Origin of the sequence: Sandarakinorhabdus sp. (genome assembly GCF_040398665.1) — a bacterium.
Taxonomy (GTDB): domain Bacteria; phylum Pseudomonadota; class Alphaproteobacteria; order Sphingomonadales; family Sphingomonadaceae; genus Sandarakinorhabdus.
The window spans coordinates 262,014-275,459 of the sequence record NZ_JBBATQ010000002.1 but is presented as its reverse complement, the minus strand read 5'-3'; the positions used below and the strand labels follow the sequence as shown (position 1 = coordinate 275,459).

Genomic DNA, 13,446 nt, shown 5'->3' with positions numbered 1-13,446 from the left:
TCTATGCTCTCTCAATTTTCCGTCGCGCCGCTGCGGATTGCGGCAGCAACTTGCGTGTTGGTGGCCCCCAGCGCTTCGGCGACCAGCTTGGCCTGTTCGGCATTGTGGCGCTTGAGCAGGCCGGTGGCTGTCGCCGCCGCCGGCGCGCGGCCGGCATACAGCGGGCGGCGGCCCAGGCAGGCCTCGATCAAAGGCGCCGCGAAGCTCCAGGCGCCGCCATTCTGCGGCTCTTCCTGCGCCCATACCACCTGTTCCAGATTGGGGAACTTCGCGGCATATTCGCTGACCACGTCGCCGGGGAACGGATAGAGTTGCTCCACCCGCAGCAGATAGACATCGTCGCGGCTTTCCTTTTCGCGCGCATCGAGCAGATCATAATAGACCTTGCCGGTGCACAGCACGAGCCGGCGGATCTTTTCCGGGCTGCAGGGTGCCAGATCGTCAAGGCAGCGGTGGAAGGTCGTCGCCGGCCCCATGTCGGCCAGGGTCGACACCGCGCGCTTGTGGCGCAGCAACGATTTGGGCGTGAATACCACCAACGGCTTGCGGAAATCGCGCAGCATCTGCCGGCGCAGCAGATGGAAGAAATTCGCCGGCGTCGTGCAATTGGCGACCTGGATATTGTCTTCGGCGCAAAGGCTCAGGAAGCGCTCCATGCGCGCCGAGCTATGCTCCGGCCCCTGCCCTTCATAGCCGTGCGGCAACAGCATGACGAGCCCGTTGGCGCGCAACCATTTGATTTCGCCCGACACGATGAACTGATCGATGATGGTCTGCGCGCCGTTCACGAAATCGCCGAACTGCGCTTCCCACAGGGTCAGCGTCTTGGGATCGGCCAGCGCATAGCCATATTCAAAGCCGAGCACGCCGAATTCCGACAGCGGGCTGTCGAGCACATCAAAGCCCGGACCCACCGATTTCAGCGGCACATAACGGCTGCCGTCCTTCTGGTCGGTCCACACCGAATGGCGTTGGCTGAAGGTGCCGCGGCCGACATCCTGGCCCGACAGACGCACATTGATCCCGTCTTTCAGCAAGGTACCAAACGCCAGCGCCTCGCCGGTCGCCCAGTCGACGTTGGCACCGGTGGCAAACATTTCGGCCTTGGCATCGAGGACACGCGCCAGCGTGCGGTGAATGTTGAAGCCATCCGGCACCTGCGTCAGCGCCTTGCCGATCTCGCGCAATTGCGTGATGGATTCGCCGGTCATCGCGACGCGGCGGCTGGCAATGCCTTCCTTGGGCCGGCCCAACCCGGCCCAGCGCCCGCCGAACCAGTCGGCTTCGTTGGCCTTGAAGCCGGCGGCGGCATCAAACTCATCCTCCAGCATGTTCACATACTGGTCGATCATCGCCTGATAATCACCAGCCGTGAGCACGCCTTCGCGCGCCAGACGCTCGGCATAAAGCTCGCTCACGGCCTTCTTCTTGCCGATGGCGGCATACATCAGCGGCTGGGTGAAGCTCGGCTCATCGCTTTCGTTGTGACCGAACCGGCGATAGCACCACATGTCGATCACCACGTCGCGGCCAAAGCGCTGGCGGAATTCAGTGGCGACCTTGGTGGCGAAGGTCACGGCTTCGGGATCATCGCCATTCACGTGGAAGATCGGCGCCTGCACGATCTTCGCCATGTCCGACGGATAAGGCGATGATCGCGCAAACTGCGGGCTGGTGGTGAAGCCGACCTGATTGTTCACCACATAATGGATGGTGCCGCCGGTGCCATAACCGATCAGGCCGGAAAAGCCGAAGCATTCGGCAACAATGCCCTGCCCGGCAAACGCCGCGTCGCCGTGCAGCAACACCGGCATCACCTTGCGACGATCGGTATCGCCGACCAGATCCTGGATGGCGCGCACCTTGCCGAGCACGACGGGGTCGACAGCTTCAAGATGCGACGGGTTGGCGACCAGCGACAGATGCACCTTGTTGCCATCGAATTCGCGATCGGTGCTGGTGCCGAGGTGATATTTCACATCACCCGATCCACCGACATCATCGGGATTGGACGATCCGCCGGCAAATTCATGGAAGATGGTGCGGAACGGTTTCTGCATCACATTGGCCAGCATGTTCAGCCGGCCGCGATGCGGCATGCCGAACACCATTTCCGTGATGCCCAATTGGCCACCGACCTTGATGATCGATTCCATCGCCGGGATCATCGATTCGCCGCCGTCCAGACCGAAGCGCTTGGTCCCGACAAACTTGCGGCCGAGGAACTTTTCAAACTGTTCGGCTTCCAGCAGCTTGTTCAGGATGGCGCGCTTGCCGTTGGCGGTGAAGTTGATGTCCTTGTCACGGCCTTCGAACTTTTCCTGCAGAAAGCGCCGCTCCTCCACATCGTTGATGTGCATATATTCGAGGCCGACATTGCCGCAGTAATTGCGCTGCAGGATCGCGACCAGTTCGCGGATGGTGGCAGTCTGCAACCCCAGGGCGCCGCCGATATGGACAGGGCGATCAAGATCGTTCGGGCCAAAGCCATGCCAGCCGGGCGTCAGATCGGCTGGCAGATCGCGCGTGGAAAGCCCGAGCGGATCGAGATTGGCCGCCAGGTGCCCACGCACGCGATAGGTGCGCAGCAGCATCATCGCGCTGATCGAATCCTGCGCTGCCCGCGCCACATCGGCCGGGCTGGCGCCGCTGGCCGCCGCCACGCCGGCCGCGCGCGCTGCCACCTTGGCGGGATTGTCGGCAAACATCCCCGCGGCATCCAACCCCCGGGTCAGATCATCGCCCGGCAGGATCGGCCAGTTCGGCCGAGCCCAGCTTGGCCCCGGCCGATCTTCGGGGCCTGGCAGCAGGGCTTCGATATCCATCTTCACTTCCTCGAACGCGTCGTCATTTTGTCTGTAACGGCACATGAACCACATGTCATGACAAACTGCCGCATGCCCGCCATGTTTCCCCAACATGGCGGGCATCGCCAATTCAGCCCTTCAGCACCTCGATCAGGGTTTCACCGAGCAAGGACGGCGACGGTGACACCCGGATGCCAGCGGCTTCCATCGCAGCCATCTTGGATGCGGCGTCGCCCTTGCCGCCGGAAACGATCGCGCCGGCATGGCCCATGCGGCGGCCGGGCGGCGCGGTGGTGCCGGCGATGAAGCCGACCATCGGCTTCTTGCGGCCACGCTTGGCTTCGTCGATCAGGAACTGGGCGGCCTGCTCCTCGGCGTCGCCGCCGATTTCGCCGATCATGATGATCGACTGGGTAGCCTCATCCGCGAGGAACAATTCCAGCATGTCGATGAAATTGGTGCCGTTCACCGGATCGCCGCCAATGCCCACGGCTGTGGTCTGGCCCAGGCCGACCGCACTGGTCTGGTGCACGGCTTCATAGGTAAGCGTGCCGGAGCGCGAGACGACGCCCACACTGCCCTTGCGGAAGATATTGCCGGGCATGATGCCGATCTTGCATTCGCCGGGCGTCAACACGCCGGGGCAGTTCGGCCCGATCAGGCGGGTCTTGCTGCCCTGCAGCGCGCGCTTGACGCGCACCATGTCCAGCACCGGAATGCCTTCGGTGATGCACACCACCAGCGGGATTTCCGCGGCAATGGCTTCACAGATCGCGTCTGCCGCGCCTGGCGGCGGCACATAAACCACCGACGCATCCGCGCCAGTGGCTTCCCGCGCCTGCGCCACGGTATCGAACACCGGCAGGCCCAGGTGGGTCTGCCCGCCCTTGCCCGGTGCGGTGCCGCCGACGACCTTGGTGCCATAGGCGATGGCCTGTTCGCTGTGGAACGTGCCCTGCTTGCCGGTGAAACCCTGCGTGATGACGCGGGTGTTTGCGTTGACCAGGATGCTCATCTCAGGCGGCCTTCTTCACTTCGGCGACGATCTTGGCCGCCGCATCCCCCAGATTGTCTGCCGACACGATCGGCAAACCGGAACTGGCGAGGATTTCCTTGCCCAGTTCCACGTTGGTGCCTTCCAAGCGCACCACCAGCGGCACGGAAAGCTGCACTTCCTTGGCCGCCGCGATGATGCCTTCGGCAATGATATCGCAGCGCATGATGCCGCCGAAAATGTTGACGAGAATGCCCTGCACCGCCGGATCCTTCAGGATCAGCTTGAAGGCGTTGGTCACCTTTTCCTTGTCGGCGCCGCCGCCGACATCGAGGAAGTTTGCCGGCTCGGCGCCGTTCAGCTTGATGATGTCCATAGTCGCCATGGCGAGGCCGGCACCATTGACCAGGCAGCCGATGTTGCCATCGAGCTTGATGAAGGCCAGGTCGTACTTGCTGGCTTCCACTTCCGCCGGGTCTTCCTCGGTCAGATCGCGCAGCGCGACCAGATCGGGGTGGCGATAGAGCGCGTTGGGATCAAAGCCGACCTTGGCATCGAGCACCAGCAGCTTGCCATCATCGGTGACGGCGAGCGGGTTGATTTCCATCTGGCTGGCATCGGTGCCGATGAAGGCGCCATACAGCTTGGTGGTGACATTCTCGGCCTGCTTGGCAAGATCGCCGGTCAGGCCCAGCGCGGCAGCGACGGCGCGGCCATGGTGGGGCATGATGCCGGTTGCCGGATCGATGGCGATGGTGTGGATCTTTTCGGGGTGGTGGTGGGCCACATCCTCGATATCCATGCCGCCTTCGGTGCTGGCGACGATGGCGATGCGCCCGGTCGCCCGGTCGACCAGCATGGCCAGATACAGTTCCTTGGCGATATCGACGCCGTCGGTCACATACAGGCGGTTGACCTGCTTGCCGGCCGCACCGGTCTGGATGGTGACCAGCGTGTTGCCCAGCATCTCGGTGGCCGCCTTGCGCACGTCGTCAGCCGACCGCGCCAGGCGAACACCACCCTTGGCTTCCGGCGGCAGCTCGACAAACCTGCCCTTGCCGCGCCCACCAGCGTGGATCTGCGCCTTCACAATATAGAGCGGGCCAGGCAGCTGGCCGACGGCGGCCACGGCCTCATCGACGCTGAGCGCTGCGAAGCCGATTGGCACCGGGACGCCAAATTTGGCCAACAATTCCTTGGCCTGATATTCGTGGATGTTCATGCAATCTGCCTCAAATGCTGAATCGCTGCGTGGGGGTTATGGCGGTGCAGCATGATGCGGGCAAGCCTCACCATGCGATCAGTTTCAGGCCGGGGATTTCGGCGAAATCGGCGGTGTTGGCCGTGACCAGGCTGGCGTTGCGGGTGATGGCTTGGGCTGCAATGAGGCGATCAAGCACCCGCCGCCGATCGTAGCCGGACTGCGCAATGATACGGCCATAGCTGGCAACATCGGCTGCGGTCAGCATGACAACCTCTATTTCTGCAAGCAATTCGTTGAGCAATTGGCGCCGCATCGCAGCCAGCACAGCAACCCGTTCGACACCTGCTTCAAGCTCGATCCGTGTGATCAACGAGAAGACTGGTTGCGGCGTGATCCTTGCCAAACGCGGACCGGCACTGGCGGCATCATCGCGCAATTCGATGGCAACGTTGGTATCGACGAAAATCAAAGCCCTGGACGATCCGGGGCTTCGAATTCATCACGCTGCTGCGCCCCGCCCGGCACCGGCCCCAGTGCAACCATCCTGGCTATCATCGCATCAAACCGCCGACGCTTTTCCGACAGCGCAGCCTCGCTGTCGATGGGCGTGAGCACCACGCGGCCACCCTCTCGCTCGATCCGCACTTCGGTGCCCGGCCCAAAGCCATAGCCCTTGGGCAGGCGCACGGCTTCGCTGTTGCCGGATTTGAACGTGCGGGCGGTTGTGCTGGGCATGGTCCGTATATACCGTATATCCCGACCTTATGCCAGCGACGGATCAATGGCGCGGCAGGCGGTGAGCAGTTCCTTCACCGCATCCACGCTCACCGTGAAATTGGCCTGGGCCTCATCCGACAGCGCGATTTCCACCACGCGCTCGACGCCGCCGGCACCGATCACCACTGGCACGCCGACATAAAGATCGTTCACGCCATATTGACCGGACAGGTTCGCGGCGCACGGCAACAGGCGCTTCTGATCGTACAGATAGGCCTCGGCCATTTCGATGCCGCTGGTGGCGGGGGCATAATAGGCGCTGCCGGTTTTCAGCAGGGCGACGATCTCGCCGCCGCCCGAACGCGTGCGCTGCACGATGGCATCGATGCGCTCCTTGGTGGACCAGCCCATCTTGATCAGATCGGGCACAGGGATGCCGGCGACGGTGGAATATTCGATCACCGGCACCATCGTGTCGCCATGGCCACCGAGCACGAAGGCGTTCACATCACGCACGCTCACCTTGAACTCGTCGGCCAGGAAATGCCGGAAGCGCGCCGAATCGAGCACGCCGGCCATGCCGACCACCATGTGATGCGGCAGGCCAGAAAATTCGCGCAGCGCCCACACCATCGCATCGAGCGGATTGGTGATGCAGATCACGAAGGCGCCGGGCGCATTGGCCTTGATGCCTTCGCCCACCGCCTTCATCACCTTCAGGTTGATGCCGAGCAGATCGTCGCGGCTCATGCCCGGCTTGCGGGCGACACCGGCGGTGACGATGATCACATCGGCGCCGGCGATGTCGGCATAATCATTGCTGCCCTTCAGGCTGACATCAAAGCCTTCGACGGGGCCGCACTGGGCCAGATCGAGCGCCTTGCCCTGCGGCACGCCATCGACCACGTCGAACAACACAATATCGCCAAGCGCGCGCTGCGCCGCCAGGTGCGCCAGCGTGCCGCCGATGTTGCCGGCGCCGATCAGGGCGATTTTCTTGCGAGCCATGGGAATGGGCCTTTCCGTTGCGTTGGTCAGAATGTCGCAGGCTGGATAGAGCGGCACGGCGCTGTGTGCAACCGCAGCATGCTTCATCCGCATGAATTTGGCAGGCAGCGGGCACTCTTCAAGGGAAACCAGTCATGCTGAACTTGTTTCAGCATCCATGATGCCAGCGCCTCCCGATGCGCACTTGGCGAGGCAATTGTCCCATGGATGCTGAAACAAGTTCAGCATGACCCATCCTCTTGTGGGGTTGGGCCAATCAGCCGCCATGGCCCAGCGCCAGATAATCCGCCGACTGCATCTCCATCAACCGGCTCGCCGTGCGCTCGAATTCGAAGCTGGAATCGCCCGACGGGTAAAGCTGGTCTGGTCGCGCATCGGCGGCGGCGACGAGCTTGACCTTCTGCTCGTAAAGCGCGTCGATCAGGTGGATGAAGCGGATCGCTTCATTGCGGTTTTCCGGCCCCAGCCTGGGAATCCCGACGATGAAGACGGTATGATAATGCCGCGCAATGGCCAGATAATCGGCCGCGCCCAGCGGTTGCCGGCACAACCGCGCAAAGCTGAACACGGCGGCGCCTTTCAGCGATTTGGGCACATGCAACGTCCGCCCGCCAGGCAATTCCAGTTCGGCCGTCGGCACATGCGCGCGGTCTTCCGGCGGATAATCCGTCATCCGGAAAAAGGCCGCAGACAGCGCGGCGCTGGCCGCTGGGCCGTTCGGCACATGCCAGGTCTGCGTGCCGGACAGGCGTGCCAGGCGATAATCGGTCGGACCATCCAGGGTGATCACCTGCATCTGCGCCTGCAGCAGATCGATGAACGGCAGGAACAGATGGCGGTTGAGACCATCCTTGTAGAGATCGGCCGGCGGCCGGTTGCTGGTCGTCACCACCGTCACACCGCGTGCCAGCAAGGCGGTGAACAGGCGCGATAGGATGGCGGCGTCGGCGATATCCTTCACCTGCATTTCATCGAAGCACAACAGCCGCGCCGATGCCGCAATGGCCTGTGCCACACTGATCAACGGGTCGGCATCGCCGGCCTGGCGGCGGGCGTGGATGGCGCCATGCACATCGGCCATGAATTCATGAAAATGCGCCCGGCGCTTGGGGCGGACGCTGGAGGCAGCGAAGAACAGATCCATCAGCATGGATTTGCCGCGACCCACCCCACCCCAGATATAGAGGCCCGCCGGCGCCGGCGGCGGCGATTTGCCCAACAGGCGGCCGAACAGGCCCGGCGTTGCCACCGGCTGCGCCAATGCGGATTCCAGCGCGGCCAATTGCGCCACCACGCCGGCCTGCGCCGCGTCGGCCTTCAGTTCGCCCGATGCCAGCAGCGCCTGATAACGGCCCTGAACATCAGTCAACCTGGGTTTCCCGCAACTGCTGTTCTCCCGGCCGTGTCGCATGGCCTTCGCCGCTGGGCCGCGCCACACGCGGGATCTTGCGCATCGTGCCGGTGAAGCTGGCCAGATTGACACCGTCCTGGGTCACCAGCCCGCGCACGAACAGCATCTTGCCGGTTTCCTTCAGGATTTCGCCGTGGGCCTCGATCGGCTTGCCGACGATGCCGGCCGACAGGAAATCGGTGGCGCAGCTGAGCGTGACCGCGGCGCTGTTTTCCAACTGGCGGAAAATGAAGGCGAACATCGCCATGTCGATGAATGACATGATGAAGCCGCCATGCAGATAGCCCAGGCCGTTGCTGTGCTTGCGCGCGGTTTCCATGCGGCATTCCACCCCGCGCAGCCCTTCGCGGAAAAAGAAATCGCCCAGCATCGAGGCGAAGCGCCCATCGGGATCACGGCGCCAGCAGGTCCAGCCAGCATTGGGGCCATCGGTGAAAGTTTCGCGTGCCATGATTGCCACGGTTAGCGCCCAGAACAGCGACCGTCCAGACAGTCCATGCGTGACAATTTGGTGCCATGGCCCTATTACTTTCCGCCATGAAACAGCATCCAGGTCGATTGTTGCCAGCGCCCTTCATACTGCTGGCAACGCTGACGTTGCTGACGGGTTGCGGCCAGCTTGGTGGCGCAACCGCCGCCAGCGCGGATGCCAACGCCGTGATCAATGTTGCGACCGGCGATGATCTGGCCTCAGCGGTAAGATCGGCCGCGCCGGGCAGTCGCATCGTGCTTGCACCCGGTTACTATCCAAAATTGCTGATCAATGCCGGCACCAATGGCGCAGTGGTGACCATATCCGGGCCGCGTGGTGCCCGCATTGATGGCGTCGGGTTCGGCACCAAGGCGCAGGGCTGGGCGCTGGAGGGCATGACCATCCTGAACACCGGCCCCGGATTGACCGTGGGCGTGCAGATCACCAAAGCCAGTCGCATCCAGTTGCGCAATCTGCTGATTGTCGGCACCACAGAAGCTCAGGGGCCGCGTGATGAGGAAGGCGTTGGCATCCGGGCACAAGGCGCGCGCGCCATCCTGTTGGCTGGAACGGAAATTCGCCATATCCGAACCGCCATTGCCCTGATGGACACGGCTGGTGTTGTTGTTTCCGGCAACAGGTTTCTGGATTTGCGTGAAGGGATCCAGATCAGCAATTGCCATGGACTGGCCATTCGCCAAAACCAGTTTCAGGGATTTCAGCCGCGATATGATCGGGGCGAGCATCCGGACATGATCCAGTTCTGGACCCGTGATCGGCCGACGGGATCGTCGGCGGTCGAGATCCGTGGCAATCTGTTCATGAGCGGGCTCGATCAGTCGGTTCAGGGCATTTTCGCGCGGGCCGAGGATTTCGAATCCGGAACGCTTCCGCTGGGCTTTCACCGCGACTTCCGGATCATCAACAACATCTATTACGGATCGTCGCCGCACGGCATCTCGATGAGCGATGTTCGCGATGCCGTGGTTGAAAACAACACGGTGATCGCCGCGCCGCATGCGTTCGTTGGCACACAACCCGCCGATCCGACCGGGCGCACCGGTTCAGGTTATGTGCCAGCCATCATGTTTCGCCGCAGCAGCAGCGGCGTGTTGAACGGCAACATCAGCAGCGGTCTGTTGATTGAACCCACGGCCACCGTGCGAAACAGCAACAATTTCATCTACACGCCGCGAGCGTCGGCCGACGGCATCAATCCGGGCAAACGCTTTGCGGGACGGTTTGAAGCCAATGACTATCCGGCAAGTGCCTTTGCGATACGGCCCGATACCAAGGCCGGCCGCAATCGCCAAGGCGCCGATCCGGCCGCCATTGGGCCAGCAGCAGCGGAAACCAACGTCGAAAAATTGTGGCAGGAGGCACTGTCGCTGGCGGCTGCCGCTCCAGCTGTCATTGGGCCCGCAGCCGAAACCAAACTGGAAAAATTGTGGCAAAAGGCGCAGTCGCTGGTGAATGCCGCCTTCCCGTAACCCCAGCGGGGTGGGCCGGGAACGGGCACCCACGCCATGCCCGCGCCGCAGGGATATGCAGCCACGGATCGGGCCAGCCACGCTGGACGAAGCCCTGCCGACCATAAACAAATGGCGATAATTTTAAATTGTTGAGGCTTGCCGTTTACCGTCAAACCAAATAGTTGGCTCGCGCGACAGATCGCCTGCGTCGCACCCCCGGCAGAACGGTCTGAGGACGGACACCAACGCGAAAGAGGATCCGAGATGAAGTCGATTGTTAAGTCGCTCGACAAGGCGCTGCTGAACGGGGCTCTGCAGGGCTGGTGGTATCGCCGGGCCGTGGCAAAAACGTCGTTGGCGCTTGAAAGCGGCGCGGTCCACCGGATGGAAATCTACAATACGCTGCACCAGAATCCGGAATTGCCGCTGCTGTGCGACAAATATGGCTCCGACAAGGGCAATATTGATGCCTCGACCAAGCCCTATGTTTGGCCGGCACATAGTTACACCGAACTCTACGGCCTGCTGTTTGCGCATCGCCGGGCCCATGTCCGCCGTGTGTTCGAATGCGGGCTTGGTACAAACAACCCCGATCTGCCGTCGAGCATGGGAGTGCACGGCAAGCCGGGTGCTTCGCACCGCATGTGGCGGGATTATTTCCCCAATGCCGATGTTGTGGGTGCCGATATCGATCGCGACGTGCTGTTCAAGGAAGATCGAATCAGCACCTTTTACGTGGATCAGACCGATGCAAAATCGGTGCGGGCATTGTGGGAGCAGGTCGGCGGCGACGATTTCGACCTGATGATCGATGATGGCTTGCACACGTTCGATGCAGGCCTGTGCCTGTTCGAAAACAGCGTTCATCGGCTGGCCAAGGGTGGCATCTATATCATCGAAGATGTCAATATTTTCGATTTGAAGCGCTTCAAGGACGTTTTGGGTGCTGCCGGACATCGCGTTCAGGTCGCCCGCCTGCACCGCCATCAGGACGAGCGCACCAACAACAATATGGTCGTGGTCTATAAAGACTGAACTGCCGAGATGGATGTCCGCTTTTCCCGCCAGGGGATATAATTTGGAAACCGTCTGCATTCGTCCATCCACCATTGCCTCGCCGGAAATATCGGTGGTGCTGTGCACGTATAATCGCGCCTGGATCCTCGAGCGCGCCTTGCAGACCGTGCTGGCGCAGACCCTGCACAGCTTCGAGCTGGTGATCCTGGATGATGGCTCCAGCGACAACACGCTCGAACTGATGGAGACTTATCAAGACCCCCGGATTGCCGTGTGGAAGCACGTCAAGAACAGCGGCCTGGGGGCAGCCCGCAATTCCGGCATCAGGGTGGCACGGGCACCGCTGGTGGCATTCTTCGACAGTGACGACGAAATGGCGCCTGAACTGCTGGCGGCCCATGTCGCCGGACTTGCCGACGCCGATTTCTCCTTCTGCCAGCTCGACCAGCGCTTTGGCGAGGTTGGTCGCCTGTTTCCGCCGACGGGCTGGCACCCGGTGGACGATATGCTGGGGGAATTGATGAACGGCAACATCATCTCCTCCCAGACGATGGCGATGCGGAAAAGTATCGTCGAGCGTGTTGGCGGCCCGGATGAAAGCTTGCCGGCGTTGGAAGACTGGGAATTTGTGCTGCGGCTTGCCGCCAATGGCTGCCGCTTTCATTATATTCCAACCGCGATGGCGATAGCCCACGACAGCGCCGACAGCATGACGCGCAACGTCTCCAAGCGCATCCAGGCCCGCGAGATGATCATCGCCAAACACGCCGCGCTTTTTGCTGCGCGCCCGGCGGTGCTGGCATTCCACCACATCGTGCTTGGTTCGCAGCATCGCAAGGTCGGCAATTTCGGCGCCGCCCGCAAGCATTGTGCGGCGGCATTGCGGCTTCAGCCTTGGCAGCCCAAAGCTGCAGCGGACTGGTTGCTTGCCGCCCTTCGTCGTTGAGGGCCGCTATCCGGAATGGTTTCCATCAGGGTGCGCATCCTGTGGGATGAATGATCTACCCGAGCCAGCCAAGCCCTGCGCCAAGCCGCTCCGCCTTCCATCTGCGCCCGGTCAGAGCCAGCGGATCGATCGCCGTTCGCATGTAAATCGTGTCATTTCATCAATCGCTCGGCGGTCGTTCTGATCGCGATTGCGCGACCAACCTCGCTGATGGCAAAGGCCAGTGCCATCCCGAATGCGCCGCACCGTGGCAGCAGCAATGCCGAAAGAATCAACAGCAACAACGCGCTTCCCACGGTAAACCATAGGGACAGCCGTTCGCTGCCAGCCATGATCAGAATGGCCCCCGATGGCCCGCCGATCACCATGACAAGCGCCTGCCCGGCAACAATCGCACGCAGGCTATCCGCGCCGGCGGCGAATTCTGCCCCGAACAATGTTCGCAATATGATCTCTGGCCAGATCAGCAGTGGCAGCACAAGCGGGGCGGAGATCACGAGGGCCTGAAGTGCCGCCCGCCGAAAGCGGTCCCGCACCAGATCCTTGCGGCCCAGGCGGAAGTCACCGGCCATGGCGGGTGCCAGAAATGTCGAGGTTGTCGCCAGGATGACCGTGATCGGCATGGCAAGCTGAAACGCGATGCGCAATTGTCCTGCATCGGCGACGGAGCCTGCAACACCGACAAGAAACAACGGCCACCAGTTCGAAAACGCAATCAGCAAGGAGATGGCCATGAACGGCGCGCCGACCCCAAAGCCACTGGCAACAGGAATGCTGCTGGGTGGACCCCAACGCCGAACGGCCCGCAGCAACATCACCACCATGATTCCCACTGTCGCCATCAGGCACAGGCTCGCCAGCAAAAGCGCCTCGGCCGAGTTCGGGTGCCAACCTGCAAGCACGGCCACGCCCAACAGGATTGCCAGTGGCCAACTATGCAGGCCATCAAAAATCTGAGCGCGCAATTGGTTCCCCAGGCTGCGCATCAAGGCCAACCCAAGGATATACACGGCGTTGATCACCAGAAAGCCACACGCCACCAACAGCGTCGCAGTATCCGCCAATGGATGTCCAAAATTGGTGAATGCAAACGTCGCAATCGCCGATATGGCGACGACCCCAGCCACGATAGGCCAAACAAAACGCAGATGTGCCCTTACATGGGCCGCGGCCTCACCAAATTCACTCGTTCGTATCCGACTTGCGACTTCCCGGATGAGGATCTGATCCATTCCGAACACCGCAACAACCGTGAGCAATTGAACGGTTTGAATGACCAATGCATAGCTGCCGAGTACGGCTGGTCCCCCCGATCGCGCCAGCAGCAACGTGACCACGAACGCGGCAATGATGTTGAAGAATTTGATCCCGTACGTCGAGAGATCACGGAGCATGCGC

Annotated in this window: 12 protein-coding genes; 3 read left to right on the top strand and 9 right to left on the bottom strand. The window is 62.0% G+C overall.

What is annotated here, in order from left to right:
- Positions 1 to 11 precede the first annotated feature (11 nt).
- The 8 genes from ABWP22_RS04080 to ABWP22_RS04045 all read right to left on the bottom strand — a co-directional run bounded on the left by ABWP22_RS04080 (position 12) and on the right by ABWP22_RS04045 (position 8,592).
- Positions 12 to 2,825, bottom strand: coding sequence for a 2-oxoglutarate dehydrogenase E1 component (locus tag ABWP22_RS04080; RefSeq protein ID WP_353198670.1), 2,814 nt, complete (start codon positions 2,823 to 2,825; stop codon positions 12 to 14).
- A 112-nt stretch (positions 2,826 to 2,937) separates the two neighbouring features.
- Complete coding sequence (gene sucD / locus ABWP22_RS04075; protein WP_353198669.1) at positions 2,938 to 3,822, bottom strand: succinate--CoA ligase subunit alpha; 885 nt, start codon at positions 3,820 to 3,822, stop codon at positions 2,938 to 2,940.
- A 1-nt stretch (position 3,823) separates the two neighbouring features.
- Positions 3,824 to 5,023, bottom strand: coding sequence for an ADP-forming succinate--CoA ligase subunit beta (sucC, locus tag ABWP22_RS04070; RefSeq protein ID WP_353198668.1), 1,200 nt, complete (start codon positions 5,021 to 5,023; stop codon positions 3,824 to 3,826).
- Between the two features lie 67 nt (positions 5,024 to 5,090).
- Positions 5,091 to 5,474: a PIN domain-containing protein gene (locus ABWP22_RS04065; RefSeq protein ID WP_353198667.1), complete on the bottom strand. Its 384-nt coding sequence runs from the start codon at positions 5,472 to 5,474 to the stop codon at positions 5,091 to 5,093.
- Positions 5,471 to 5,740 (bottom strand): antitoxin, encoded by a 270-nt coding sequence (locus tag ABWP22_RS04060; RefSeq protein WP_353198666.1) that lies wholly within the window; start codon positions 5,738 to 5,740, stop codon positions 5,471 to 5,473. Before ABWP22_RS04060 ends, ABWP22_RS04065 begins: the two co-directional genes overlap by 4 nt.
- Before the next feature lie 27 nt (positions 5,741 to 5,767).
- A complete protein-coding gene (gene mdh, locus ABWP22_RS04055) occupies positions 5,768 to 6,730 on the bottom strand; it encodes a malate dehydrogenase (RefSeq protein ID WP_353198665.1) in 963 nt (320 codons plus the stop codon).
- Positions 6,731 to 6,986: 256 nt separating this feature from the next.
- Positions 6,987 to 8,099, bottom strand: a complete 1,113-nt coding sequence (zapE, locus tag ABWP22_RS04050; RefSeq protein WP_353198664.1) for a cell division protein ZapE — start codon at positions 8,097 to 8,099, stop codon at positions 6,987 to 6,989.
- Positions 8,092 to 8,592: a PaaI family thioesterase gene (locus ABWP22_RS04045; protein ID WP_353198663.1), complete on the bottom strand. Its 501-nt coding sequence runs from the start codon at positions 8,590 to 8,592 to the stop codon at positions 8,092 to 8,094. The genes zapE and ABWP22_RS04045 overlap by 8 nt, the downstream gene beginning before the upstream one ends.
- An 86-nt stretch (positions 8,593 to 8,678) precedes the next feature.
- On the opposite strand from ABWP22_RS04045, the gene ABWP22_RS04040 reads away from it, so the two are divergent.
- The 3 genes from ABWP22_RS04040 (at position 8,679) to ABWP22_RS04030 (ending at position 12,048) form a co-directional block, all read left to right on the top strand.
- Positions 8,679 to 10,103, top strand: coding sequence for a right-handed parallel beta-helix repeat-containing protein (locus ABWP22_RS04040; RefSeq protein WP_353198662.1), 1,425 nt, complete (start codon positions 8,679 to 8,681; stop codon positions 10,101 to 10,103).
- 138 nt (positions 10,104 to 10,241) lie between these two features.
- Entirely contained in the window at positions 10,242 to 11,120 is an 879-nt protein-coding gene (locus ABWP22_RS04035; RefSeq protein WP_353198661.1) for a hypothetical protein, read from the top strand.
- The gene (locus tag ABWP22_RS04030) at positions 11,029 to 12,048 is read left to right on the top strand and encodes a glycosyltransferase family 2 protein (protein WP_353198660.1); all 1,020 of its coding nucleotides are present in this window, start codon (positions 11,029 to 11,031) and stop codon (positions 12,046 to 12,048) included. The genes ABWP22_RS04035 and ABWP22_RS04030 overlap by 92 nt, the downstream gene beginning before the upstream one ends.
- A gap of 152 nt (positions 12,049 to 12,200) precedes the next feature.
- Here ABWP22_RS04030 and ABWP22_RS04025 read toward each other — a convergent pair whose 3' ends face one another.
- A complete protein-coding gene (locus ABWP22_RS04025; RefSeq protein ID WP_353198659.1) occupies positions 12,201 to 13,442 on the bottom strand; it encodes an oligosaccharide flippase family protein in 1,242 nt (413 codons plus the stop codon).
- Positions 13,443 to 13,446: the final 4 nt, after the last annotated feature.

Coding starts and splice junctions, on each gene's coding strand:
- ABWP22_RS04080 (WP_353198670.1), bottom strand. CDS start 2,825: ATGGATATCGAAGCCCTGCTGCCAGGCCCCGAAGATCGGCCGGGGCCA.
- sucD (WP_353198669.1), bottom strand. CDS start 3,822: ATGAGCATCCTGGTCAACGCAAACACCCGCGTCATCACGCAGGGTTTC.
- sucC (WP_353198668.1), bottom strand. CDS start 5,023: ATGAACATCCACGAATATCAGGCCAAGGAATTGTTGGCCAAATTTGGC.
- ABWP22_RS04060 (WP_353198666.1), bottom strand. CDS start 5,740: ATGCCCAGCACAACCGCCCGCACGTTCAAATCCGGCAACAGCGAAGCC.
- mdh (WP_353198665.1), bottom strand. CDS start 6,730: ATGGCTCGCAAGAAAATCGCCCTGATCGGCGCCGGCAACATCGGCGGC.
- ABWP22_RS04045 (WP_353198663.1), bottom strand. CDS start 8,592: ATGGCACGCGAAACTTTCACCGATGGCCCCAATGCTGGCTGGACCTGC.
- ABWP22_RS04040 (WP_353198662.1), top strand. CDS start 8,679: ATGAAACAGCATCCAGGTCGATTGTTGCCAGCGCCCTTCATACTGCTG.
- ABWP22_RS04025 (WP_353198659.1), bottom strand. CDS start 13,442: ATGCTCCGTGATCTCTCGACGTACGGGATCAAATTCTTCAACATCATT.